This is a genomic window from Sphingomonas sp. Leaf343, assembly GCF_001423765.1.
Lineage (GTDB): Bacteria > Pseudomonadota > Alphaproteobacteria > Sphingomonadales > Sphingomonadaceae > Sphingomonas.
In genome coordinates this window covers 49,424-70,775 of record NZ_LMPG01000015.1, presented here as the reverse complement: position 1 = coordinate 70,775, position 21,352 = coordinate 49,424, and the positions used below count along the sequence as shown (strand labels likewise).

Below are 21,352 nucleotides of genomic sequence, written 5' to 3'. Positions count from 1 at the left end.
GCTGCTTGCGCTTCGGTCGCCGCCGCGCCACACCTGCGCGACAAAAGGGGCAGTTTCATGCGGATTTATCTCGTGGTGATCGACGACACGCCCGAAGCGGCGATCGCCCTGCGCTTCGCCGCGCGTCGCGCGGTCAAGACCGGCGGCGGCGTCGAGATCCTGACTTTGCTGCCGCCGCAGGAGTTTATCGCGTTCGGCGGGGTGCAGGCCACGATCGAGGAGGAGGCGCTGCACCACGCGGAGGGTCTGGTCGAGCAGGCCGCCGGCGCACTGGTGGAGGAATCGGGCCTCAAACCTGCCATCACCGTTCGCGGCGGCGAAGGCCCCAGGATCATTCGCGACATGATCGCCGCCAATCCGGACATCGCCGCACTCGTGCTGGGTGCCGCCGCCAGCGGTGCGCCCGGCGCCCTCGTCACGCACTTTACCGGCGCGGATGCCGGCGCGCTCAGCGTCCCCGTGATGATCGTGCCGGGATCGCTGACCAGCGAACAGATCGACCGGTTGAGCTGAACGCACGGCCGAAGGAACGCCGCTTGAACCCCGTGGCGGCCCACGCCTAGGATCGCGCCATGATCCTGTTATCCTTCGCGATCGCCGCCGCGACCCCGGCCCCGGGCGACCCCCGGACCCGCCTCCGCGCCGATGTCGAGGCGCTGGTCGCCTTCGGCACGCGCCACACCGCCAGCACCACCACCGACCCGCGTCGCGGCATCGGCGCGGCCCGCGACTGGACGGCGAAGCGATTCGCCACGATCGCCCGCGACTGCGGCGGCTGCATCACCATCGACCGGATATCCCGCCGCGTCTCCGGTCCTCGCGCGCCGGCCGGCGTCGTGGTGGAGGATGTGCTCGGCATCCAGCCCGGCCGGGACCCGAACCGCGTCATCATCGTCGGCGCGCATATCGACAGCCGCGTCACCGACGTCATGGATACGACCAGCGACGCCCCCGGCGCGAACGACGATGCGTCCGGCGTGGCGCTGGTGCTCGAGGCCGCGCGCCAGCTTTCGAAGCGCAAGTTCGATGCGACGATCGTCTACGCCGTCTTCTCCGGCGAAGAGCAGGGCCTGTGGGGCGCATCCCTGCTCGCCGACACCGCAAAGGCGCGCGGCTGGGACGTGACCGCGATGCTCAACAACGACATCGTCGGCAACACCGTGGGTCAGGGCGGCAAGCGCGAGGACCGCTACGTCCGCGTCTTCTCCGAAGGCATCCGCTCGTCCGAGGACCTCGCCCAGCAACAGGCCCGCCGCGCGATCGGTGGCGAGGACGACGGCCCCAGCCGCGCGCTGGCCAAGGCGATCGCCGGCATCGCCGCGGATGATCGCGGCGGCATCGGCGTCATGCTCGACCGCCGCCCCGACCGGTTCGGCAGGGGCGGCGATCACGAGCCGTTCCTGAAGCTCGGCTACCCCGCCGTTCGCTTGTCCGTCGCCAACGAGAATTGGGACGCGCAGCATCAGGACCTGCGCATGGAGGGCGGCACGGTGTACGGCGACACCGTCGACCGCATGGACTTCGCCTATCTGGCGAAGGTCACCGACCTCAACATCGCCACCCTCGCCCGCCTTGCCGCCGCCCCGCCGGCACCCGCCACCGCCGGCCTGAAGGGCGACCTGTCGCGCGACACGATCGTCCGCTGGGCCGCATCGCCGGGCGCGGTCCGCTACCGCGTCCGCTGGCGCCGCAACGACGCCGCCGACTGGACGCAGAGCCGCGACGTCACCGGCACGGAGACGATCCTGATGCAGGTCCCCGTCGACGACCATTTCGTCGGCGTCTCCGCAGTGGCGGCGGACGGGGCCGGGAGCCTCGTCACCTTCGCAGGGAGGGATACGGCGCGGTGAGAGAGTACTTCGCCGGGATGTTGGAAGCGTAGAGCAGCGGATGATTGGTTTGGACTCTATCCGGCATATGCGATCCAAGTGTTTCTTCGGGGCGAGGCGGCTCTCCTTGGTCGTCTCACGTCAACTGACCGGATCAGATATCGGTTTTTCTGATCGCCACCTCATCAGCCATGTCTGCGTGGCCGTCAGCGCGTAAACCGCACTCGACCCCGATCCGGTTTGCCGACGGCTGGTTCTGGCTCACCTTCCACTTCCCTTCGACACGCTCGATCGGGATTTCGATGCCAGTGATGCCCTTCATCAGAGCCGCGCCGAAATCTTCGGGAGCATCGTCCAGGCTCCACGGCTCGGCACGCCCGCGCTCATGGATCGACGTCAGTTCGTCGATCTGCTCGCGCAGCCACTGCCGGTCCTCGATGATGATCGGCGTGCCGTGCACTTGCACGACGACGTAATTCCACGTCGGAACAACTTTCCCATGCTCTCGCTTGGTCGCGTACCACGAGGGGCTGACATAAGCCTGCGGCCCCTGGAATATCACCAGAACCGGCGATCCCTGTCGAAGGTGGACGAGCTGATCGTTCGCGTTGGCAAGATGTGCCCGCAGTACGGAGTACGCTGGATCGACCCGGAGGGTAAACGGCACGGCATTGGCTATCAAACCCGACACCCCATAGGTGACGAGCGTGCCGAGCGGATGTGCCCGTATCGCTTCGTAAAGCATATCCGGACGATCTTCGCGAAAGGCAGTCGGACGGTACATGGCCACACACCTACACGGCAGACTTCATCCGTTGAGCAATTCTTTGCGGAACATCGGCCGCCCACAACCGGAACGCCCCACCGAAAACATCGATGCCGCCCCGCGCCGGTTCAGGTCGCGGGACGGCATCGGCAGCGCCGCGTCGTGCGAAGGGGATCGCATCTGGCAGGAGGATCAGCGGCGGCAGCAGAGCGCCTTGCCCTTGACGCGACGCTTCGCGTGCCACGTGCGCCTCGGCGAGTAACGCACCGTATCCTCGTAATATTCGGTGGTTGTCGTGGTCGTCACGACGGGGGCGCTCTGCACCGTCACCGTCGTGGTGGTGCCGCCATGATAACCGCCCCCGCCCGACGTCGTCACCGTCGTATGGCCGTCCTGCGACACCCAATGCTCGCCGCCATCGGGGACATAGGGGGGCGGCGGCGCATAGCCCGTGCCATAGCCGCGATCGTCGAAACCGGGATCGTCGCGATAGCCGTCACGGCCGCGATCACGATAGCGCCCCGGCCCGCGCCGGTCGCGTCCGCGATCCTCGGTCTTGTCGATCGCATAGCCCGCCGCCGCGCCGACACCCGCACCGATCAGCGTCCCGCCCAGCCGGTTGCCACGGCCGGCGATCACATTGCCAGCAACGCCACCGGCGACCGCGCCGATCGCCGCGCCGCCCAGCCCGGAATCACGCCGCTCCGGCACGTGGCCCCGCAGCGGCGGCGGGGGGGGCGGCGGCGGGCCGCGATCGGCCATCCGACCGGAATCGCCGCGCTCGTCATGATCCCAGTCGATGCCGCCGACCGTGTCGTACACGGAGCCACGCTCGTCGATCAGCACGGCATCGTCGTAATAGCGCGACCACCGGCGTCCCGGCTGCGGCTGCGCCAGCCCGTAAGCGGGCCAGTCGCGCACGGCGAACCCCGGCTGTACCCAGTATCGCGGCAGGGCCCAGCCGGCATAGGGCTGGCGATAGGCGGTCCAGCCACCCGGCGCGTTGGTGCCGCCCGCCCAGCGACCGTCGCGCGTCATTCCTTGCGGCTGCCCACGGACCGCCTCCGCGCGGGCGGCGGGAGACGACGCCATCGGCCGGGTGGCCGATGCGGGGGCCGGAACCGTCGTCGGTCGTATCGATGGAGCGGGCACCGCCGCCCGGCCCGGCACCGGATAGGACGCGCCCGCGCGCTGCCCCCCGCCCCCCTGAGCGTCCGCCGCGCCCGCAGCGACCAGCATCGCCGCGATCATTCCTGCACCAGCGATCGCGCGCATGGATCGTCTCCCCGATCAAATCGTGGAGCCCCGCGGACTCCGTTCGTCCACGCATTACCATCCGCCCGTCGCACCGGCCAGCATCGGCCCGGCCGCGACCCTGTCCCGATCTGGATCAGCCCGCCGGCGCGGGAAGCCGTTCCGCCAGCAACGCCGCCAGCGCCTCGCAGCCCCTTGCATCCTCCGCGTCGAAGCGCGCCGGCTCCGGACTGTCGAGATCGAGCACGCCCAGCACGACGCCGTCCTTCACCAGCGGCACGACCAGTTCCGACCGGCTGGCGGCATCGCAGGCGATGTGCCCGGGAAACGCGTGCACGTCCTTAACCAGTTGCGTCTCGCGCGTCGCGGCGGCGGTGCCGCACACGCCCTTGCCCAGCGGGATGCGGATGCACGCCGCCTTGCCCTGGAACGGTCCCAGCACCAGTTCGCCCCCGTCGCCCGCGGGCACCATGCGATAGAATCCGGCCCAGTTCAGGTCCGGCAGATACTGCCACATCACCGCCGCCGCGTTCGCCATATTCGCGATCGCGTCAGGCTCTCCGGAGGTCAGCGCGTCCACCGCCGCGAGCAGGTCGTGGTACAATTCCGCCTTGGAACCGCCGGAAACATCGAACGAATACATCAGTCCACCTTCACCCGCCCGCGGCCCGCCTTGACGCCCGCGCGCTTCACCTTGCCCTCGACGCGCCGCGCCTTGGCGGCCCTGGACGGCTTGGTCGGCCGCCGCTTCTTGGGTACGAAGGTGGCCTCGCGGATCAGCGCGATCAAGCGCTCGCGCACCTCCTGCCGGTTCAGAAGCTGCGACCGCGACCCCTCGCCGCGCAGCACCAGCACGCCCTCGCGCGTCATCCGCGATCCCGCCAGCTCCACCAGCCGCATCTTCACCACGTCGGGCAGGTTCGGCGAGTTCGCCACGTCGAACTTCAGGATCACCGCGCTGTCGGTGGTGTTGACGTGCTGGCCGCCGGGTCCGCCCGCCCGCGTCGCCGTCTCCTGCAATTCGCCATCGTCGATGGCGATGCTGCGGGTGACGGGGATCGCGGTCACGACGCCCGCCCCGCGCAGCGGGTCACGGCTCCCAACCCGCGAACCGCTCCGGCAGGGGCGCGACCGCGTGGATCGGGTCCTTGCCCGGCCGCTGCACGGTCAGCTCGGCGGCGTGCAGCATCATGCCCAGCCGGTCGCTGCGGCCATAGACCGGGTCGCCGACCACCGCCGCGCCCAGCCCGGTCGCGGCATGCACGCGGATCTGGTGCGTGCGCCCCGTCTCCGGCCGGAATTCGACCAGGCTGCGGCCGTCGCGCGTCGCCAGCACGCGCCACTTCGTCCGCGACGCCTTACCGCCCGGATCGCCGACCATCCGCCAGCCGGCCTCCGCGCTCGACACCTTCGCCAGCGGCAGGTCGATCAGGCCGTCTCCCTCGACCACCCCCTCCAGCACCGCGATATAGCGCTTCTCCACCGTCCCCGCCTCGAACGCCTGCTGGAACCGCGCGCCCGCCTTGGGGTTGCGCGCCAGCAACAGGCAGCCGCTGGTATCCCGGTCCAGCCGGTGCACCGCGGTCGGCCAGCGCCGGAACCCGAACTTCAGCGACTCGAGATGGTTTTCGAGGCTGAGGGAGCCATCGCGCGGCTTGTCGACCGGCAGTCCGGCGGGCTTGTCGATGACGAGGGCTTCGCCGTCGATGAACAGGACGTGGTCACCATGCATGCCGCGCTCCTTGCCACCGCCGCGCCCCGCATGCCAGAGGCACCGCGCGATGCTGCTGATGCTCCTGCTTCAGGCCGCCGCCCCCGCTCCGACTCCGGACGGCCGCGTGCTGGGCCACTTCCCCTACGGCGACGTCGCGCCCGGCGAGCTGGTCGACGCGCCCGCCGGGTTCGGCCTCCACGCCTGCCGCATCCGCCGCGACGTGCTGCCCGACCTGCAACGCCTGCTTATGGCCGCCGCCGGCGATCCGGGCGTCGGCGGCACCCTGCGCGGCCTGTCCTGCCACCGCTCGATCCAGCGGCAGGGCGGCGTGTTCCGGACCGGTGGCGAGGGCGACGCCGAAAGCCGCTCGATCTCGGTCGCGCCGCCGGGGCATAGCGAGCACACCACGGGTTACGCGATCGACTTCGCGATCCGCCCGTCGCCCAACTGCCCGGATATCGAGGCGTGCATGGCCGCGCTGCCCGCCGCGAAGTGGCTGGTCGCCAACGGCCCGCGCTTCGGGTTCGAGATGAGCTTCCCCGCCGGCAATGCGCAGCGCGTGAAGTGGGAACCGTGGCACTGGCGCTGGGTCGGCGCGACCCGCGCCACGCCCGGCGCGGCGCAGGCCCGCTTCCTGTTCGCCAAGGCGCGCGCCGCATTCCCGGCCGATCCCGGCATCGCCGAGCCGCTGAAGATCGTGCTGACCGGCCAGCCGGATGCGCCGATCCGGCCGGCGGTGAAAACCGACAAAAAGAAGAATCGCAAACGCTGAATCCTCCCCGGCACCGGGGGCATCACGACGCGGTGAGCGGCAGTCACAAGCGACAATGCCTGCGTCTGCCCCTCCGTCACCCCTGCGACGCGCCACCTCCCCGTACCGGAGAGGATTGCAGCATCACCCGAACAGCTTCGCCGCCGTCTCCGCGATGCGCTTGCCCTGATACCGTGCGCCGTCCAGTTCCACCGCGCTCGGCTGGCGCGATCCGTCGCCGTCCGCCAGCGTCGATGCGCCGTACGGTGTGCCGCCCTTGACCTCGTCGACACCCATCTGGCCCTGAAATCCGTAATCCAGCCCGACGATCGTCATGCCGTGGTGGAGCAGGTTGGTGATGATCGAGAACAAGGTCGTCTCCTGCCCGCCATGCTGGCTGGCGGTGGAGGTGAATCCGCCGCCGACCTTGCCGACCAGCGCGCCCTTCATCCACAAACCACCCGTCGTGTCCCAGAACGCCGCCATCTGGCTCGGCATCCGGCCGTACCGGGTCGGCGCGCCGACGATGATCGCGTCGTACGCGGCCAGCGCGTCCGGCCCCTCGATCTCGGGATGAGCGGTGTCGGTCTTGAAGTGCGCGGCCTCGACGACCTCCCTCGGCGCGGTTTCGGCGACGCGGCGGATGTCCACCTCCGCCCCGCCCGCACGCGCGCCCTCGGCGACGGCGTCGGCCATCTGCTCGATATGGCCATAGGACGAGTAATAGAGGACGAGGACCTTGGTCATGCGGGTAAACTCCGTAAGCGTCGGGAAAGAAAGCGCCGCCCGGCCTAACGACCGGGCGGCGCGAAAGGGGTCAGGCGGCGTCGACCAGAACGATCTCGGCATCTTCGGTCGCGGTGATCGTCACCGTTCCCGCCGACAGCGCCACGCCGTCGCGTGCGTTCACCGTCTCGCCGTCGATCGTCAGCGCCCCCGTCGCGGGAACCAGATAGGCATGGCGCCCCGCCCCCACCGTGTGCGTCACGCTCTCGCCCGCCGCCAGCGTCGCCGCCAGCACGCGCGCTTCGGCGCGGATCTTCAGCGCATCGGTGTCCTCGGCGAAACCGCTCGCCAGCACGGTCAGCTTGCCCGAGCGTTCGCCCTTCGGGAACGGCTTGGCGCCCCAGCTCGGCTCGCCGCCGCGCGTCGTCGGCTCGACCCAGATCTGGAACAGCGTCGTCGCCTCCGCCTCGACATTGTATTCGGCGTGGCGAACGCCCGATCCGGCGCTCATCACCTGCACGTCGCCCGCGCCGGTGCGGCCCTTGTTGCCCAGCGAGTCCTCGTGCGTGATCGCCCCGGTGCGGACATAGGTGATGATCTCCATGTCGCGGTGCGGGTGCGGCGGGAAACCGCTGTTCGGCGCGATCACGTCGTCGTTCCACACCCGGATCGCACCCCAGCCCATCCGGTCGGGATCGTGATAGCTGGCGAACGAGAAATGATGCCGCGCGTCCAGCCAGCCGTGATCGGCATGGCCCAGCGTCTCGAAAGCGCGACGATCGATGCGGGTCCTGGTATCGAGCATGGGAAACTCCCTTCCTGTGCGTCTCTGTTGTCGCCAAGATAGGGATCGCGAAGGTCGCGTAAATGGAAACGATAGAAAACGATCGTTTCGTGTGGTAGACGGTACGCGGAAGCAACTCTCCCCTTGAAAGAGGGCGGAGGCACGGGGAGCAGGACCGATGAGACTACCCGACCTCGAAGCCTGGGCGATCTTCGCCGCCGTCGCGGAGCATCGCTCGTTCAGCGGCGCGGCCGAGGCGATCGGCCTCAGCAAGGCGACCGTATCGAAGGCGGTCGCCCGGCTGGAGGCGCATCTCGACCAGTCGCTGTTCCACCGCACCTCGCGCCGGCTGGCCTTGACCGAGTCGGGCCGCCCCCTCGCCGACCATGCCCGCCGCATCGTCGCGGAGGCCACCGCCGCGGAGGAAGCCGCGCGCAGCGCTGCCGCCGCGCCCGCAGGTCGCATCCGACTCGCGGCACCGATGAGCTTCGGCATCACCAACATCGCGCCGATCGTCGCCGATTTCCTCGCCGAGCACCCCGCAATCGAAATCGAATTGCATCTATCCGACTCGCGCGTCGACATCGTCGCGGAGGGATTCGACGTGGCGCTCCGGATCGGCGACCTCGCCGACAGTTCGCTCCGCGCCCGCCGCCTCTGCGCGATCCAGGCGCACATCGTCGCCGCCCCCGCCTATCTGGCGCACTATGGCGAACCGATGACCCCCGCCGATCTCGGCCGCCACCGCGTGCTGGGATATGCCAACGTCCCCGGCCCGTGGCGTTTCCGCGGCCCCGACGGTGCCGACCTCAGCATCCGCACCGCCGGCCCGCTGATGGCGAACAGCGGCGACGCTCTCGTCCCGTCGCTGCTCGCCGGCCTCGGCATCTCGCGCCTGCCAGAATTCATCATCGGTCCGCATCTCGCCAGCGGCGCGCTCGTCCCGATCCTCAAGGACTGGTCGCCCAGCGCCACCGCCCTCCACCTCCTCACGCCGCCCAGCGCGCTGCGCCCCGCCCGCGTCGAGGCACTGATCGCCTTCCTCACCGACCGCCTGCGCAGCCTGCCTGTCCCGCACGCCGACGATCTGCGAGAGTCGGCGGGATGATCCCCCCGCTGCCCGCGCCTTCCCAGTCCCCCCGCGAATGCAGGACGGCCGCCGACCTTCCCCCGTCATGCCTGCTCCACCCCGGCGAAGGCCGGGGTCCGGTGGCGACGCCCTGGTTGTCGCGCCACACCCTCTACGATCCAGCGCACGGCACCTGCGTCCCGTCCTCGGCCGGCAAGCAGGGGACCACCGCATGACCCCCGAACACCGCGACGTGGAGGACACCGCGTCGGCGCCTCCGCTTCGACCCACCCCGCGCCTCGCCCCCGACGCCGACGATGCCCGGTTCATCCGCCGCACCCTCATCCTCGTGGTCATCGCCGCCGTCCTGCTCGCGCTGTGGCGCGCCAGCGACCTGCTGATCCTCGCCTTCGGCTCGGTCCTCGGCGCGACCGTCATCCATGCGCTCGCCCGCATGTATCGCCGCCGCACCGGCGCATCGGCCAAACTCTCGCTCGGCCTCGGCATGGCCAGCGTCCTCGCCGCCATCGCGTTCCTCGTCTGGCTGTTCGGCGTCGCCTTCCGTCAACAGGTCAACGCGCTCGTCACCGCCCTGCCCGGCCTGATCGACCAGCTCGCCGCCTGGGCCAGCCGGTCGGCGGTGGGGGAGAAGATCGTCGACGCCGTCCGCGCCGCCTATGCCGGCAGCCGCGTCGCGCAGGACATCGGCGGGCTGGCGCAGGGCGCGGGCGAGCTGCTCCTCAACGCGCTGCTGCTGCTCATCGGCTCGCTGTTCCTCGCCGCCGATCCGAAGGTCTATGAGCGCGGCCTGCTGCTGCTGGTCCCGCCGCGCCACCGTCCCGCATTCGAGGATGCGCTGTTCGACGTCGGGGAAACGCTGCGCCTCTGGCTGCGCTCGTCGCTGATCCTGATGACGTCGATGGGCGTCCTCGTCGGCACCGGGCTCGCGATTTCCGGCGTCCCCTCCGCCGCCGCGCTGGGGCTGCTCGCGGGGCTGTCGGAATTCATCCCCTATGTCGGCCCGACCGCGGCGATGATCCCCGCGCTGGGCCTCGCCGCGACGGTCGGCACCGGCCCGCTGATCGGCACGCTCGCCACCTATGCGATCGTGCGCCTGATCCAGACCAACTTCATCACCCCCTATGTCCAGCAACGCGTCATCGCGATCCCGCCCGCCATCACCGTGTTCGCGATCATCGGCATCGGCGTGATCTTCGGCATCTTCGGCCTGTTCTTCTCGGCGGCGCTGCTGGTGGTGTTCTTCACCCTGATTCGCAGCCTCTATCTGCGCGAGGTACTGGGCGAAGACATCCCGCGCACCGCACACATTACACTCATAACGAGGGACGACTCGCCGGAATCACTCGATTAAGCTCGAATTAACCTTTTGCCTTCAGATGTTGTTTGGTTAATGGAATCCGGGTCGGTCGCTTCGGGAAAAAAGCGGCCACGCCAAGTGGGGAACTGCCTGATGCGCGTGCTGCTGATCGAGGACGAGCCGACGACCGCCAAGGCGATCGAGCTCATGCTGACGACCGAGGGCTTCAACGTCTACACCACCGATCTCGGTGAGGAAGGCTTGGATCTCGGCAAACTCTACGACTACGATATCATCCTGCTCGACCTTAATCTGCCGGACATGCACGGTTACGACGTGCTGAAGAAGCTGCGCGTGGCGCGCGTGACGACGCCGGTGCTGATCCTGTCGGGCGTCAACGAGATGGATTCGAAAGTCCGCAGCTTCGGCTTCGGCGCGGACGACTACGTGACCAAGCCGTTCCACCGCGAGGAACTGGTGGCGCGCATCCACGCCGTCGTCCGCCGGTCGAAGGGCCATTCGCAGTCGGTCATCCGCACCGGCAAGCTGGCGGTCAACCTCGACGCCAAGACGGTCGAGGTCGACGGTGCCCGCGTGCACCTGACCGGCAAGGAATATGCGATGCTGGAGCTGTTGTCGCTCCGCAAGGGCACCACGCTGACCAAGGAGATGTTCCTGAACCATCTCTATGGCGGCATGGACGAACCCGAACTCAAGATCATCGACGTCTTCATCTGCAAGCTGCGCAAGAAGCTCAGCCTCGCATGCGACGGCGAGAATTATATCGAGACGGTCTGGGGCCGCGGCTACGTGCTGCGCGAACCCGACGAACTCGGCGAAACCGCCCAGGTGGCGTAACCCTTCCTCTCTCGGGGAAAAACGAAGGCCGTGGCACCGGGGGGCGCCACGGCCTTTTGTCGTCGTCGTCGTCGGCTCGATCCCCGTCATCCCGGGACAAGGCCGGCATGACCGCGTCGGTGGAGTTCCGTTCTACCCCCGCGCCGGCTCGAACACCGACCACCCGGTCCGCTGCACCAGCCGCTCCAGCGCCAGCGTCCCGAGCTGCGAATTGCCCCGCTCGTTCAGCCCGGGCGACCACACCGCGATGCTCGCCCGCCCCGGCACCACCGCCAGGATGCCGCCGCCGACCCCGGACTTGCCCGGCAACCCGACCCGGAACGCGAACTCGCCCGATCCGTCGTAATGCCCGCACGTCAGCATCAGCGCGTTGATCCGCCGCGCCCGCTGCGCCGACACGATCCGCCGCCCCGTCGACGGCAGCATCCCGTCCGCCATCAGATACCGGCCCGCCAGCGCCAGTTGCCGGCAACTCATCGCCAGCGCGCAGGCATGGAAGTAAACGCCCAGCGTGCGCCCGACATCGTGATGGATGTTGCCGAACGACCGCATATAGCTGGCCAGCGCCACGTTCCGGTATCCGCTCGCCGCCTCCGCATCCGCCACCTCGCGGTCGATGACGATCTCGTCCTCCCCCGCCAGCGTCCGGACGAAGCGCAGCATCTCCCCGATCGCCTCGCGCGGCTCGTTCCGGCCCAGCAGGATATCGGCGACCACGATCGCGCCGGCGTTGATGAACGGGTTGCGCGGGATGCCGTGTTCGAACTCCAGCTGCACGATGGAATTGAACGCGCTCCCCGACGGCTCCCGCCCGACGCGCGTCCACAACTGGTCGCCGACATGCCCCAGCGCCAGCGTCAATGCGAAGACCTTGCTGATCGACTGGATCGAGAACGTCTCCTCCGCGTCGCCCGTCAGATGGCAGGTTCCGTCCGCCTCGATCACCGCCATCCCGAACTTCGCCGGATCGACCTTCGCCAGCGGCGGGATATAGGCGGCGGGCGTGCCCCGGTCGGGCGCCGCCTTCATCTCCTCGGCGATGTCGGCGACGATGCGAGAGAGATCTATTTCCGCTCCCACACCTTTTCGCCTCCGACCCACGTCTCCTCGACCTTGGTCTGGCGCAGTTCGGTCGCGCCCGCCTGGATGGGATCGCGGTCGACGATGATGAAGTCGGCGCGCTGGCCCGGTTGCAAACTGCCGAACTGCTTCTCGGCGAAGCCCGCCCTCGACGCGCCGATCGTGAACGCCGCCCATGCCTGTTCGCGCGTCACCGCCTCCTGCGGCTGCCATCCTCCGAACGGCTGCCCGTCCGCCCCGGTCCGCGTGAACGCCGCCGCCCAGCCCGCGAACGGATCGGGGCTTTCGACCGGATAGTCCGATCCGAACGCCAGCGTCGCGCCGTTCCTCAGCATCGTCGCCCACGCATAGGCCCCCGTCAGCCGCGCCGGCCCCAGCCGCGCCTCCGCCATCGTCCGGTCGCCGGTCTGGTGGACCGGCTGCATCGATGCGACGATGCTGTTCCGGCCGAAGCGCGGCAGGTCGGCCGGGTCGACCACCTGCGCATGTTCGATCCGCCAGCGCCGGTCGCCCTTGTACGTCTCCGCCAGCTCCTCGATCGCGCCCAGCGCCTGCGCGTTCGCGGCGTCGCCGATCGCGTGCACCGCGATCTGGTACCCGTCCATCGCCGCCCGGCTCATCAGGTTGCGCAGCGAGGTGTCCGTGTTGAACGCCAGCCCCCGCTCCTTCGGCGCATCCGCATAGGGCGCCTTCAGCCACGCGCCCCGCGATCCCAGCGCGCCGTCGCTATACAGCTTCACCCCCGCCAGCTTCAGCCGGTCGCCGTACAGCCACGGCGTCGGCCCGGTGCCGCCGATCCGGATCGTATCGTCGATCCCCGCCCCATAGCTGACGATCCGCACCCGCAAGCCGCCGCGATCGCCCATCCGCCGATACGTCAGCCAGTCGTCGACGCTGGTCCCCATGTCGGCGGTCGCCGTGACGCCGAGCGACAGCAGCGCCACCTGCGCCTTCAGGAACGCGGAATCCCGCTCCTTGGGCAGCGGCGCGGGCACGACCTTCTGGACCAGTGCCTGCGCCATATCCACGAACACGCCCGAGGGCTGCGCGCCCGTTTTCTCGATCCGCCCGCCCGGCGGGGAGACGGTTCTGGCGGTGACCCCCGCCTCCCGCATCGCTGCGGTGCTGACCCAGATCGCATGGCCGTCGCCGCGTGACAGCACGACCGGCCGATCGCCCACCGCCGAATCCAGCTCCGCCGCGGTCGGAAAGCGACCCAGCCCCCAGGTCTCCTGATTCCAGCCGCCCCCGACGATCCAGCGCCGGTCCGGATTGGCCGCGGCATAGGCCCTGATCCGCTCCAGCGCGTCCGCCAGCGTCTTCGTCTCCGCCAGATCCAGCTCGATCTTGCGGAAACCGAGTTCCATGACGTGCCCATGCGCGTCGATGAAGCCGGGCATCAGCACCCGCCCCTTCATGTCCGCGCGCCAGTCCAGCCTGTCGGGCCGCTTGTCCTTCGCCGACAACAGCTTCGTCACGATGCCGTCGCGGGTCATCAACAGCCCGGTGAAGCGCACGACCTTGCCATCCGCGTCCAGCGTCACGCCCGCGACGTTGTCGACCAGCGCATCCGCGAAAGCGGGCGTCGGCATCAACAGCGCGGCGAAGAACAGCCGCCTCACTTTGGCAGCCTCCGGATCAGCGAGCTCGTATCGTCGCGCCCGCCGCCCATCGCCTGCACGTCGGCGTAGAATTGATCGACCAGCGCCGTGACCGGCAGCACCGCGCCATTGCTCCGCGCCTCCGCCAGCGCAAGCCCCAGATCCTTGCGCATCCAGTCGACCGCGAAGCCGAAGTCGAACCGTTCCTCCGCCATCGTCGGCCAGCGATTGACCATCTGCCAGCTCTGCGCCGCGCCACCGGAGATCGCCTCCAGCACCTTGGCCGTGTCCAGCCCGCTGGCTTGCGCGAACCGCAGCGATTCCGCCACGCCCTGGATCACGCCCGCGATCGCGATCTGGTTGCACATCTTGGTCTGCTGACCCGCGCCGGCCTCGCCGACATGCACGATGCGCGCGGCATAGGCCTGCATGAACGGTCCGGCCGCCGCGACGGCCTCGGCGGTGCCGCCGCACATGATCGCCAGTGCACCCTTCTCCGCCCCGGCCTGTCCGCCCGACACCGGCGCATCCACGACCAGCAACCGCGTCTCCGCCGCCAGTCGTCTGGCGATGTCCGCAGACACGGTCGTGTGATCCACGAACAGCGCGCCGTCGCGCATCGCCGCGAACGCGCCATCCGGCCCGAGCGTCACCGCGTGCAGATCGTCGTCGTTGCCCACGCACGTGAACACCGCATCCGCGCCCTCGGCAGCGGCGGCGGGCGTGTCCGCCACCTCAAGCCCGGTCGCCTCCGCCTTGGCGCGGGTCCGGTTGAAGACGACGACGTCGTGCCCGGCCTTCGCCAGATGTCCTGCCATGGGCGCGCCCATGACGCCTGTGCCGATGAATGCCAGTCTTGCCATGCGTCCGCGCATAAGCGGTGTTCCCCCACCGCGCCAGACGGTCTAACGCCCGTCAATGGCAACGCAGATCAACCCGCCGCAGCCCGTCCTGCCCGTGTCCATCGACGACGTCCGGACGGCGCACGACCGCATCCGCGCCTCGATCGTCCGGACCCCGACGCTGATTAGCCGGACGCTGAGCGAGATGACCGGCGCGACGGTGTATCTGAAGTTCGAAAACCTCCAGTTTACCGCCGCGTACAAGGAACGCGGCGCGCTCAACACGCTTCTGCAACTGTCTGAAGCGGCGCGGAACAAGGGCGTCATCGCGGCGTCCGCCGGCAATCATGCGCAGGGCCTTGCCTATCATGCGAACCGTCTCGGCGTTCCCGCGACGATCGTGATGCCCACCACGACTCCGACGGTAAAGGTCGTCCAGACCGAAGGCCACGGCGCGACCGTCGTGCTGGAGGGGGAGACGTTCGACGCCGCCTACGCCCATGCCCGCGTGCTGGAGGCGGAGCGCGGATACACTTTCGTCCACCCGTTCGACGACCCACGCGTCATTGCCGGGCAGGGCACCGTCGCGATCGAGATGCTGGAGGACGTGCCGGCGATCGATACGTTCGTGACGCCGATCGGTGGCGGCGGCCTGATTTCCGGTATGGCGACCGTGGCACGTGCCGCAGGGCGCACGATCGAGGTGATCGGCGTCGAGGCCGAGCTGTACCCGTCCATGTACAACCGCATCCGGGGCACCGACATGCCCTGCGCCGGTGACACGCTGGCGGAAGGGATCGCGGTCAAGGAGCCGGGCGGCATCACGTCGGCGATGGTCCGCGAACTGGTCGACGACATCGTCCTCGTTTCCGAGCGCAGTCTGGAAAAGGCCGTCAGCCTGTTGTTGCAGATCGAGAAGACGGTGGTCGAAGGGGCGGGTGCAGCCGGCCTTGCCGCGCTGATCGAGCATCCGGAGCGGTTCCGCGGCAAGACCGTCGGCGTCGTCCTGTGCGGTGGCAATATCGATACCCGGCTGCTCGCGAACGTGTTGCTGCGCGATCTGGCCCGTTCGGGCCGGCTGGCGCGCCTGCGCATCCGACTTCAGGATCAGCCCGGCGCGCTGTTCAACGTCGCCCGGATCTTCGATCAGGAGCGGATCAACATCATCGAGGTCTATCATCAACGCGTCTTCACGACGCTGCCGGCCAAGGGCCTCGTCACCGATATCGAGTGCGAGGCGCGTGATCGCGCCCACCTCGATCGTCTGGTGCTGGCGCTACAGGCCGCGGGCTACGAGACGGCGCAGGTCGAACTCGCCTGACATCCGGTGAGAAGCGGGCGGCGCTGCCGCCCGCTTCCCGGACAATCAGTTGCTGTCCGAATCCTCACCGTCCTTGACGATCGCGACGACGCCGATCGCGACGATGCCCGCTGCGATCACGGCAGCGATCAGACCGCCACCGGCCAGCTTGTTCGACTTGGCCGACGTGGACGACGCACGAACCGACTTGGCGACCGACAGCGAGGCGGCCGGGTTGGCCGAAGCCGCAAGAGCCGGAGCCGCAACCAGCGACATGGCGGCGACAGCCGCCGACATGGACGTAAGACGCATAAATTTCTCCAGTGAAATCGGGATACGCAAAAGTGCGAGACTGCCGCCTATCACGCCGACGACTTGACGGGTGAAATTAATTTTCCGGGCGTTCGATCGTCATCGGGCGACCGGGCGCTGCGTTTGCCCTCATTGCTGCGTTTACCCTCATTGATGGTAAACCCGCTTTTCAGGCGAGCGGCGTCGATCCATAGAGGGCGCTCCTGATTTTCACGGCCAGATTTCAACAGCCAGTTTATGTAGGGGGTCCGTCGGCGGTGACCGCGCCATTCCGTTTCCCGCGCTTCTTCGTCACCAGCCCGTCGCCCTGCCCGTATCTTCCGGGCCGGCAGGAGCGGAAGGTGTTCACGGAGCTGACCGGCCCGCATGCGGCGGAACTGAACGACGCGCTGGGCCGGATCGGCTTCCGGCGGTCGCAAGGGGTGGCCTATCGCCCGTCCTGCGCCGGCTGCACCGCCTGCGTATCCGTCCGCGTCGTCACGGGCGAGTTCGTGCCCAATGCCAGCCAGCGCAAGCTGCTGCGCCAGCATGCCGATCTGGAGGTCACCGCCTGCCGCGCCTGGGCGACGGACGAGCAGTTCCAGCTGCTGCGCCGCTATCTGTCGGCCCGTCATCCGGTCGGGGGCATGGCGGGCATGGACGAGGACGATTATGCCGACATGATCGAACATTCGCCGGTCAATTCGCTGATCGTCGAATATCGCGAGCCGGCGAAGGACGGGCGGCGCGGACGGCTGGTCGGTGCGTGTCTCACCGATCGACAGGCGGACGGGCTGTCGATGATCTACAGCTTCTTCGCCGCCGACGCGGACGATCGCCCCGGGCTGGGCAATTTCATCATCATGGACCACATCATGCGCGCCCGCGACGCTGGCCTGCCCTATGTCTATCTCGGCTATTGGGTGAAGGGTTCGGCGCGCATGGCGTACAAGGTCCGCTTCCGTCCGATCGAGGTGCTCGGCCCGGCCGGCTGGCGACGGATGACCGGCGACGAACCGATGCCGATGGCGCCACTGCCAAACCCGTTGCACGCCCTGTCGTAATCGACACCGGAATCGGCGTCGTAACCGGCGTTCCGATCAGCGCCGGCGGGCCTGCGCGTGAAGCTCCGCCCTGGCCAGCAGGGCATCGAGATCGTCGCGGCTGATATCGAAGCTTTCGTGCATGTCGGCCAGCGCCGCGTCGATATCCTCCGGCCGGAAGCCCGCCGCCGCGACCGTGGCGGGCGCGGCGGCCGGCTGGTGCGGATAGGAGCGCGCGGTCGCCCGGTGATAGAACATCGCGAGCGACACCAGGGCGATCGAGTTGATCCCCACCGGCATGAACGCGAAGCCGTAGCCGGCGGCGTGGATGCCCTGGCTGCCGATCACCGCGGTCAGCGCCGCCGCGCCACCGGGCGGATGCAGGCAACGCAGCAACGACATGACGAGGATCGCGCCACCCACCGCCAGTCCCGCTGCCGCCGTGACATCGGGCACGAGCTGGAACATCGCCACGCCGATCAGGGTCGAGATGATGTTGCCGCCGACCACCGGCCAGGGTTGCGCCAACGGACTGCTCGGCACCGCGAAGACCAGCACCGCCGATGCGCCGAGCGGCGCGACGATGATCGGCAGGTCTGCCCCGAGCGGCGGCAGGCCGGCACAGACCACCATCGTCAACGCAATACCGATCCCCGCGCCGATGCAGCCGGTCAGCCGGTCGCGGAATTGAGCGCCGGCCAGGATCGGCCGGAAGATAGGAGACATGGACGTCCTGCTGAAAAACTTCGTGTATCACGCCATCCGGGGCGACCGTCGGCCTGAGAGATGGTCCGGAGTCGGTCCGATGCGGCGTTTCGGGATCGACGCGCAGGAAAGCCGGCTACTCCTCGCGCAGCACCGTCACGTCGACGTCGAGTTCCTCCTCGCCCTCGCCCAGCCGCGATCCCGCGACCGGGGCGGCGCCGATCGAATCGAGCCCGATGGCGACGCGGACATAACCATCCTCCGGGCTGAGGCCCGTGCACGGATCGAACCCGATCCACCCGATATCTTCACACCAGGCTTCCGCCCACCCATGCGGCGCCAGCCGATGCCCCCCCCCGCCAAGGCGATAGCCGCTGACGTAGCGCGCGGGGATGCCGAGCGATCGCGCGCCCGCGACGAACACATGGGCCAGATCGCGCGCGGTGCCGCTGCGCCGGGCCAGCGTTTCCGCGGCGGTGACGCCCGGTGCGCCCCGACCACGCTCGACGGCCAGCATCGTCTTCACGGCCGCGTTCAGCCTGTGAAGCGCGCGGTGCGGATCGTCGCCCGCAGCCGCGTCGCGTGCAAACGCCGCCAGCGCATCGTCGATGGCGGTTTTGGGCGTCGAGCGGCGGAACAGCGCGGCCGGCAACGGTTCGTGGACGCCGTGGAGGACGCCGTCCGAATGACTTGTCACTACCTCTCCCTGCACGGCGATCTCGATCGCCTCCACCGGGCCGTCGACATAAAGCATCGTCACCGCGTTGCCGAAGCCGTCATGCCCCTCCCGCATCCGCGCATCGTGATCGACGTCGATCCGCCAGCTCGCGACGGTCTGGTCGTGCGAGTTCTGCGGATTGACGCGCAGCATCTGCACCAGCCGCGCCTGGGGTTCGGTGAACCGGTACACCGTGCGATGATCGATCGACAGCCGCATGGCCCGCTATCCTAGCTGAAGGTGAACTGCCGCCCGATCGCGGCGTGCAGCAGCGCGTTCTCGTGGATGAAGGCCTGAAGATACTGGTGCAGCCCCGCCGCGATCACCTCGCCCGACCGCGTCCGCGCCATCCGCGTCGCCCGCACCCGCGCCATCCGGTCCGCCTCGCCGTGCAAGCCCGTCCGCCGCGCCAGCAGGCCCAGCACGTCGACCGTCTCCTCCACCGACGCCGCCAGACTGCGCGGCAGTTCGGCACGCGCGATCAGCAGGTCGATGACGTTGCCGGGCGTCAGGCCGTCCGAATAGAGCCAGCGATACGCCGTCACCGCCGACACGGTCTGGAGGATCGTCGTCCACTGGTCGCGATCGACGACGCCGCCGATCCGCTCGCCCGCCGGTAGCAGGATGTGATACTTCACGTCGAGCAGCCGCGCCGTGTTGTCGGCGCGCTCCACCGCCTGCCCCAGCCGGATGAACCATGTCGTCTGATTGCGCAGCATCCGGTGCACCGCGCCCTCGAACCCGCGCGTCTCGTTCTTCACGGCCTCGACCAGATCGAGGACCGCATTGGGATCGTCCGCTGCCGGCTTCGCCTCGAACGTCAGCCATGCCCGGTTGATCGCCGCCCACGCATCGCGGGTCAGCGCGGTCCGCACCGCGCGCGCATTGTTGCGCGCCATGTCGAGGCAGCGGACGATCGATCCGGGATGGCTGTTGTCGACCGTCAGGAACTTCGCGACCTCGCGCCGGCGAACCTCTCCGCCGCGCTCGGCGAACGTCTCGTCGGTTTCGGTCACCGCCAGCGCCGAGGCCCATGCCGCCTGACCGGCAGATCGCGGCGACAGCACGTCGAGCCGGACCGTCGCCTCCACCAGTCGCGCGATGAAATCGGTCCTCTCGAAATAGCGGCCCAGCCAATAGAGCGACGATGCGGTACGGCTCAGCATCAGAGCGGCCCTTGGGACTGGGTCATGCCGCCCATCGTCTGCGTCTGGCCGAAGCCAAGGTCCTGCGACGGCGCGATCACGGGGTCGTCCATCAGCACGAAGCTGTCTTTCGTGCCGCCGCCCTGGCTGGAGTTCACGACCAGCGATCCCTCCTTCAACGCCACGCGGGTCAGGCCGCCGGGAACCACCTGCACCATATTCGCGCCGGTCAGCACGAAGGGGCGGAAATCGACATGGCGCGGCGCGAGGCCGCTGTCGGCCAGCGTCGGCACCGTCGACAGCGCCAGCGTCGGCTGCGCGATGTAGCGATGCGGCTCCGCGATCAGCGCAGCGCGGAACGCCTCGACCTCCGCCTTCGACGCGGTCGGGCCGACCAGCATGCCATAGCCGCCCGATCCGTCGACCAGCTTGACGACGACCTTCTCCAGATTGTCGAGAACGTATTGCAGCGCCTGCGGCTCGCGGCAGCGCCACGTCTCCACGTTCGGCAGCTTCGGCTCCGCCCCCGAATAGAAGCGGACGATTTCGGGCATGTAGCTATAGATCGCCTTGTCGTCGGCGATGCCGTTGCCGGGCGCGTTCATGATCGCGACGTTGCCCGCGGCGTAGGCGGCGATCAGCCCCGGCACGCCCAGCGCCGAGTCCGGACGAAACACGAGCGGGTCGAGGAAATCGTCGTCGATCCGGCGATAGATCACGTCGACCCGGACACGTCCGGCGATTGTCCGCATCCACACGACATCGTCGTCGACGACGAGGTCCGCCGCCTCGACCAGTTCGATCCCCATCGAATCCGCTAGGAAGCTGTGTTCGTAATAGGCGGAATTATAATGACCCGGCGTCAGCACGACGCAGGTCGGCGCGGCCACTCCGCGCGGCGCGACCGACTTCATCGTCTCCAGCAGCCGGTCGGGATAGCTGTCGACGGCCGCGACGCGGAAGTTGCGGAACAATTCCGGGCACAGCCGCAGCATCGCCTCCCGGTTTTCCAGCATATAGCTGACGCCGGACGGAGTGCGGGCATTGTCCTCCAGCACCCAGAATTCGTCGGGGCCGGTGCGGACGAGATCGATACCGCAGATATGCGCCCAGATGCCGTGCGGCGGGCGCATTCCCGCGATTTCCGGCCGAAACTGCGGGTTGCCGAGGACGAGGTCCTCCGGCAGCACGCCCTCTTTCAGGATGCGGCGCTCCCCATACACATCGTCCAGAAACGCGTTGATCGCCTCGGTGCGCTGGATCAGCCCTTCGGACAGGCGCGTCCATTCGTCGGGCAGGAACACGCGCGGCACGATGTCGAACGGAATGATCCGCTCCGCCGCGTCGCTCTCGCCGTACACTGCGAAGGTGATGCCGAGCTGCCGGAAGGTCGCCTCCGCGGAGCGTTGGCGACGGCGCAGTTCCTCGGGCGGGGTCGTCTCGATCCAGCGGGCAATCGCGGCCAGCTCGTCACGGGTCGGCGGTCCGTCCTCGCCGCCCAGGATTTCGTCGAACGCCCTCGCCATATACCGATACGCCTCCGACGCGGGTTGAGCCT

Annotated in this window: 23 protein-coding genes; 8 read left to right on the top strand and 15 right to left on the bottom strand. The window is 68.8% G+C overall.

All coding sequences use genetic code 11. The features are described 5' to 3' along the window. Positions 1-57 precede the first annotated feature (57 nt). Together ASG07_RS14560 and ASG07_RS14555 are read left to right on the top strand one after the other, a co-directional pair. Positions 58-513, top strand: a complete 456-nt coding sequence (locus tag ASG07_RS14560) for a universal stress protein (protein ID WP_055848347.1) — start codon at positions 58-60, stop codon at positions 511-513. A gap of 59 nt (positions 514-572) precedes the next feature. Then, positions 573-1,850 (top strand): M20/M25/M40 family metallo-hydrolase, encoded by a 1,278-nt coding sequence (locus ASG07_RS14555; protein ID WP_055848342.1) that lies wholly within the window; start codon positions 573-575, stop codon positions 1,848-1,850. Positions 1,851-1,983: 133 nt separating this feature from the next. Here ASG07_RS14555 and ASG07_RS14550 read toward each other — a convergent pair whose 3' ends face one another. The 5 genes from ASG07_RS14550 to ASG07_RS14530 form a co-directional block, all read right to left on the bottom strand. Continuing rightward, positions 1,984-2,613 (bottom strand): FMN-binding negative transcriptional regulator, encoded by a 630-nt coding sequence (locus ASG07_RS14550; RefSeq protein WP_055848339.1) that lies wholly within the window; start codon positions 2,611-2,613, stop codon positions 1,984-1,986. 174 nt (positions 2,614-2,787) lie between these two features. Next, positions 2,788-3,870 carry an RcnB family protein gene (locus tag ASG07_RS14545; RefSeq protein ID WP_156361895.1) on the bottom strand — a complete coding sequence of 361 codons (1,083 nt, stop codon included), beginning with the start codon at positions 3,868-3,870 and terminating at the stop codon, positions 2,788-2,790. Positions 3,871-3,985: 115 nt separating this feature from the next. Beyond that, entirely contained in the window at positions 3,986-4,492 is a 507-nt protein-coding gene (locus ASG07_RS14540; RefSeq protein WP_055848332.1) for a GAF domain-containing protein, read from the bottom strand. Beyond that, the gene (arfB, locus tag ASG07_RS14535) at positions 4,492-4,917 is read right to left on the bottom strand and encodes an alternative ribosome rescue aminoacyl-tRNA hydrolase ArfB (RefSeq protein ID WP_055848329.1); all 426 of its coding nucleotides are present in this window, start codon (positions 4,915-4,917) and stop codon (positions 4,492-4,494) included. The genes ASG07_RS14540 and arfB overlap by 1 nt, the downstream gene beginning before the upstream one ends. 22 nt (positions 4,918-4,939) lie before the next feature. Then, positions 4,940-5,581, bottom strand: coding sequence for an RluA family pseudouridine synthase (locus tag ASG07_RS14530; RefSeq protein WP_055848326.1), 642 nt, complete (start codon positions 5,579-5,581; stop codon positions 4,940-4,942). A gap of 49 nt (positions 5,582-5,630) precedes the next feature. Between ASG07_RS14530 and ASG07_RS14525 the strand changes: the two genes are divergently transcribed. Then, on the top strand, positions 5,631-6,335 hold the full coding sequence (locus ASG07_RS14525) for a M15 family metallopeptidase (protein ID WP_055848322.1): 705 nt from the start codon (positions 5,631-5,633) through the stop codon (positions 6,333-6,335). A 123-nt stretch (positions 6,336-6,458) separates the two neighbouring features. Here ASG07_RS14525 and wrbA read toward each other — a convergent pair whose 3' ends face one another. Beyond that, positions 6,459-7,061 (bottom strand): NAD(P)H:quinone oxidoreductase, encoded by a 603-nt coding sequence (gene wrbA / locus ASG07_RS14520; protein ID WP_055848319.1) that lies wholly within the window; start codon positions 7,059-7,061, stop codon positions 6,459-6,461. 70 nt (positions 7,062-7,131) lie between these two features. Continuing rightward, positions 7,132-7,845, bottom strand: coding sequence for a pirin family protein (locus tag ASG07_RS14515; protein ID WP_055848315.1), 714 nt, complete (start codon positions 7,843-7,845; stop codon positions 7,132-7,134). Positions 7,846-8,002: 157 nt separating this feature from the next. Between ASG07_RS14515 and ASG07_RS14510 the strand changes: the two genes are divergently transcribed. From ASG07_RS14510 to ctrA, 3 genes are all read left to right on the top strand, one after another. Further along, positions 8,003-8,932, top strand: a complete 930-nt coding sequence (locus ASG07_RS14510; RefSeq protein WP_055848312.1) for a LysR family transcriptional regulator — start codon at positions 8,003-8,005, stop codon at positions 8,930-8,932. Positions 8,933-9,125: 193 nt separating this feature from the next. Next, positions 9,126-10,265, top strand: a complete 1,140-nt coding sequence (locus ASG07_RS14505) for an AI-2E family transporter (protein ID WP_082474835.1) — start codon at positions 9,126-9,128, stop codon at positions 10,263-10,265. 99 nt (positions 10,266-10,364) lie between these two features. Beyond that, positions 10,365-11,069 carry a response regulator transcription factor CtrA gene (gene ctrA, locus ASG07_RS14500; RefSeq protein WP_055848830.1) on the top strand — a complete coding sequence of 235 codons (705 nt, stop codon included), beginning with the start codon at positions 10,365-10,367 and terminating at the stop codon, positions 11,067-11,069. A gap of 132 nt (positions 11,070-11,201) precedes the next feature. Here ctrA and ASG07_RS14495 read toward each other — a convergent pair whose 3' ends face one another. The 3 genes from ASG07_RS14495 to ASG07_RS14485 are packed head-to-tail and all read right to left on the bottom strand — an operon-like array spanning position 11,202 to position 14,613. Next, the gene (locus ASG07_RS14495; RefSeq protein WP_055848826.1) at positions 11,202-12,137 is read right to left on the bottom strand and encodes a glutaminase; all 936 of its coding nucleotides are present in this window, start codon (positions 12,135-12,137) and stop codon (positions 11,202-11,204) included. Next, positions 12,134-13,741 (bottom strand): amidohydrolase, encoded by a 1,608-nt coding sequence (locus ASG07_RS14490; protein ID WP_082474854.1) that lies wholly within the window; start codon positions 13,739-13,741, stop codon positions 12,134-12,136. The genes ASG07_RS14495 and ASG07_RS14490 overlap by 4 nt, the downstream gene beginning before the upstream one ends. A 26-nt stretch (positions 13,742-13,767) precedes the next feature. Next, positions 13,768-14,613 (bottom strand): NAD(P)-dependent oxidoreductase, encoded by an 846-nt coding sequence (locus ASG07_RS14485; protein ID WP_055848823.1) that lies wholly within the window; start codon positions 14,611-14,613, stop codon positions 13,768-13,770. 55 nt (positions 14,614-14,668) lie between these two features. Here ASG07_RS14485 and ASG07_RS14480 point away from each other — a divergent pair, with 55 nt between their 5' ends. Continuing rightward, positions 14,669-15,913, top strand: a complete 1,245-nt coding sequence (locus ASG07_RS14480) for a threonine ammonia-lyase (RefSeq protein WP_055848305.1) — start codon at positions 14,669-14,671, stop codon at positions 15,911-15,913. A gap of 45 nt (positions 15,914-15,958) precedes the next feature. Here the strand turns inward: ASG07_RS14480 and ASG07_RS14475 are convergent, their stop codons facing one another. Continuing rightward, positions 15,959-16,204, bottom strand: a complete 246-nt coding sequence (locus ASG07_RS14475) for a hypothetical protein (protein WP_055848302.1) — start codon at positions 16,202-16,204, stop codon at positions 15,959-15,961. Between the two features lie 257 nt (positions 16,205-16,461). Here ASG07_RS14475 and ASG07_RS14470 point away from each other — a divergent pair, with 257 nt between their 5' ends. Next, on the top strand, positions 16,462-17,247 hold the full coding sequence (locus tag ASG07_RS14470; RefSeq protein ID WP_055848297.1) for an arginyltransferase: 786 nt from the start codon (positions 16,462-16,464) through the stop codon (positions 17,245-17,247). Positions 17,248-17,283: 36 nt separating this feature from the next. On the opposite strand, the gene ASG07_RS14465 is transcribed toward ASG07_RS14470, so the two are convergent. The 4 genes from ASG07_RS14465 to ASG07_RS14450 all read right to left on the bottom strand — a co-directional run bounded on the left by ASG07_RS14465 (position 17,284) and on the right by ASG07_RS14450 (position 21,320). Continuing rightward, entirely contained in the window at positions 17,284-17,952 is a 669-nt protein-coding gene (locus ASG07_RS14465) for an HPP family protein (RefSeq protein ID WP_055848293.1), read from the bottom strand. Positions 17,953-18,067: 115 nt separating this feature from the next. Beyond that, positions 18,068-18,868 carry a transglutaminase family protein gene (locus ASG07_RS14460; protein WP_055848289.1) on the bottom strand — a complete coding sequence of 267 codons (801 nt, stop codon included), beginning with the start codon at positions 18,866-18,868 and terminating at the stop codon, positions 18,068-18,070. Between the two features lie 11 nt (positions 18,869-18,879). Continuing rightward, positions 18,880-19,815: an alpha-E domain-containing protein gene (locus ASG07_RS14455; protein WP_055848286.1), complete on the bottom strand. Its 936-nt coding sequence runs from the start codon at positions 19,813-19,815 to the stop codon at positions 18,880-18,882. Continuing rightward, a complete protein-coding gene (locus tag ASG07_RS14450; protein WP_055848283.1) occupies positions 19,815-21,320 on the bottom strand; it encodes a circularly permuted type 2 ATP-grasp protein in 1,506 nt (501 codons plus the stop codon). Before ASG07_RS14450 ends, ASG07_RS14455 begins: the two co-directional genes overlap by 1 nt. Positions 21,321-21,352: the final 32 nt, after the last annotated feature.

Bases quoted from the DNA above. Each gene is read 5' to 3' on its own strand.
- ASG07_RS14540 (WP_055848332.1), bottom strand. From the start codon at position 4,492: ATGTATTCGTTCGATGTTTCCGGCGGTTCCAAGGCGGAATTGTACCAC.
- ASG07_RS14465 (WP_055848293.1), bottom strand. From the start codon at position 17,952: ATGTCTCCTATCTTCCGGCCGATCCTGGCCGGCGCTCAATTCCGCGAC.
- ASG07_RS14505 (WP_082474835.1), top strand. From the start codon at position 9,126: ATGACCCCCGAACACCGCGACGTGGAGGACACCGCGTCGGCGCCTCCG.
- ctrA (WP_055848830.1), top strand. From the start codon at position 10,365: ATGCGCGTGCTGCTGATCGAGGACGAGCCGACGACCGCCAAGGCGATC.
- ASG07_RS14530 (WP_055848326.1), bottom strand. From the start codon at position 5,581: ATGCATGGTGACCACGTCCTGTTCATCGACGGCGAAGCCCTCGTCATC.
- ASG07_RS14490 (WP_082474854.1), bottom strand. From the start codon at position 13,741: ATGCCGACGCCCGCTTTCGCGGATGCGCTGGTCGACAACGTCGCGGGC.
- ASG07_RS14475 (WP_055848302.1), bottom strand. From the start codon at position 16,204: ATGCGTCTTACGTCCATGTCGGCGGCTGTCGCCGCCATGTCGCTGGTT.
- ASG07_RS14545 (WP_156361895.1), bottom strand. From the start codon at position 3,870: ATGCGCGCGATCGCTGGTGCAGGAATGATCGCGGCGATGCTGGTCGCT.
- ASG07_RS14480 (WP_055848305.1), top strand. From the start codon at position 14,669: ATGGCAACGCAGATCAACCCGCCGCAGCCCGTCCTGCCCGTGTCCATC.
- ASG07_RS14555 (WP_055848342.1), top strand. From the start codon at position 573: ATGATCCTGTTATCCTTCGCGATCGCCGCCGCGACCCCGGCCCCGGGC.
- ASG07_RS14485 (WP_055848823.1), bottom strand. From the start codon at position 14,613: ATGGCAAGACTGGCATTCATCGGCACAGGCGTCATGGGCGCGCCCATG.
- ASG07_RS14550 (WP_055848339.1), bottom strand. From the start codon at position 2,613: ATGTACCGTCCGACTGCCTTTCGCGAAGATCGTCCGGATATGCTTTAC.
- ASG07_RS14560 (WP_055848347.1), top strand. From the start codon at position 58: ATGCGGATTTATCTCGTGGTGATCGACGACACGCCCGAAGCGGCGATC.
- ASG07_RS14525 (WP_055848322.1), top strand. From the start codon at position 5,631: ATGCTGCTGATGCTCCTGCTTCAGGCCGCCGCCCCCGCTCCGACTCCG.
- ASG07_RS14450 (WP_055848283.1), bottom strand. From the start codon at position 21,320: ATGGCGAGGGCGTTCGACGAAATCCTGGGCGGCGAGGACGGACCGCCG.
- ASG07_RS14460 (WP_055848289.1), bottom strand. From the start codon at position 18,868: ATGCGGCTGTCGATCGATCATCGCACGGTGTACCGGTTCACCGAACCC.
- ASG07_RS14515 (WP_055848315.1), bottom strand. From the start codon at position 7,845: ATGCTCGATACCAGGACCCGCATCGATCGTCGCGCTTTCGAGACGCTG.
- ASG07_RS14510 (WP_055848312.1), top strand. From the start codon at position 8,003: ATGAGACTACCCGACCTCGAAGCCTGGGCGATCTTCGCCGCCGTCGCG.
- ASG07_RS14455 (WP_055848286.1), bottom strand. From the start codon at position 19,815: ATGCTGAGCCGTACCGCATCGTCGCTCTATTGGCTGGGCCGCTATTTC.
- wrbA (WP_055848319.1), bottom strand. From the start codon at position 7,061: ATGACCAAGGTCCTCGTCCTCTATTACTCGTCCTATGGCCATATCGAG.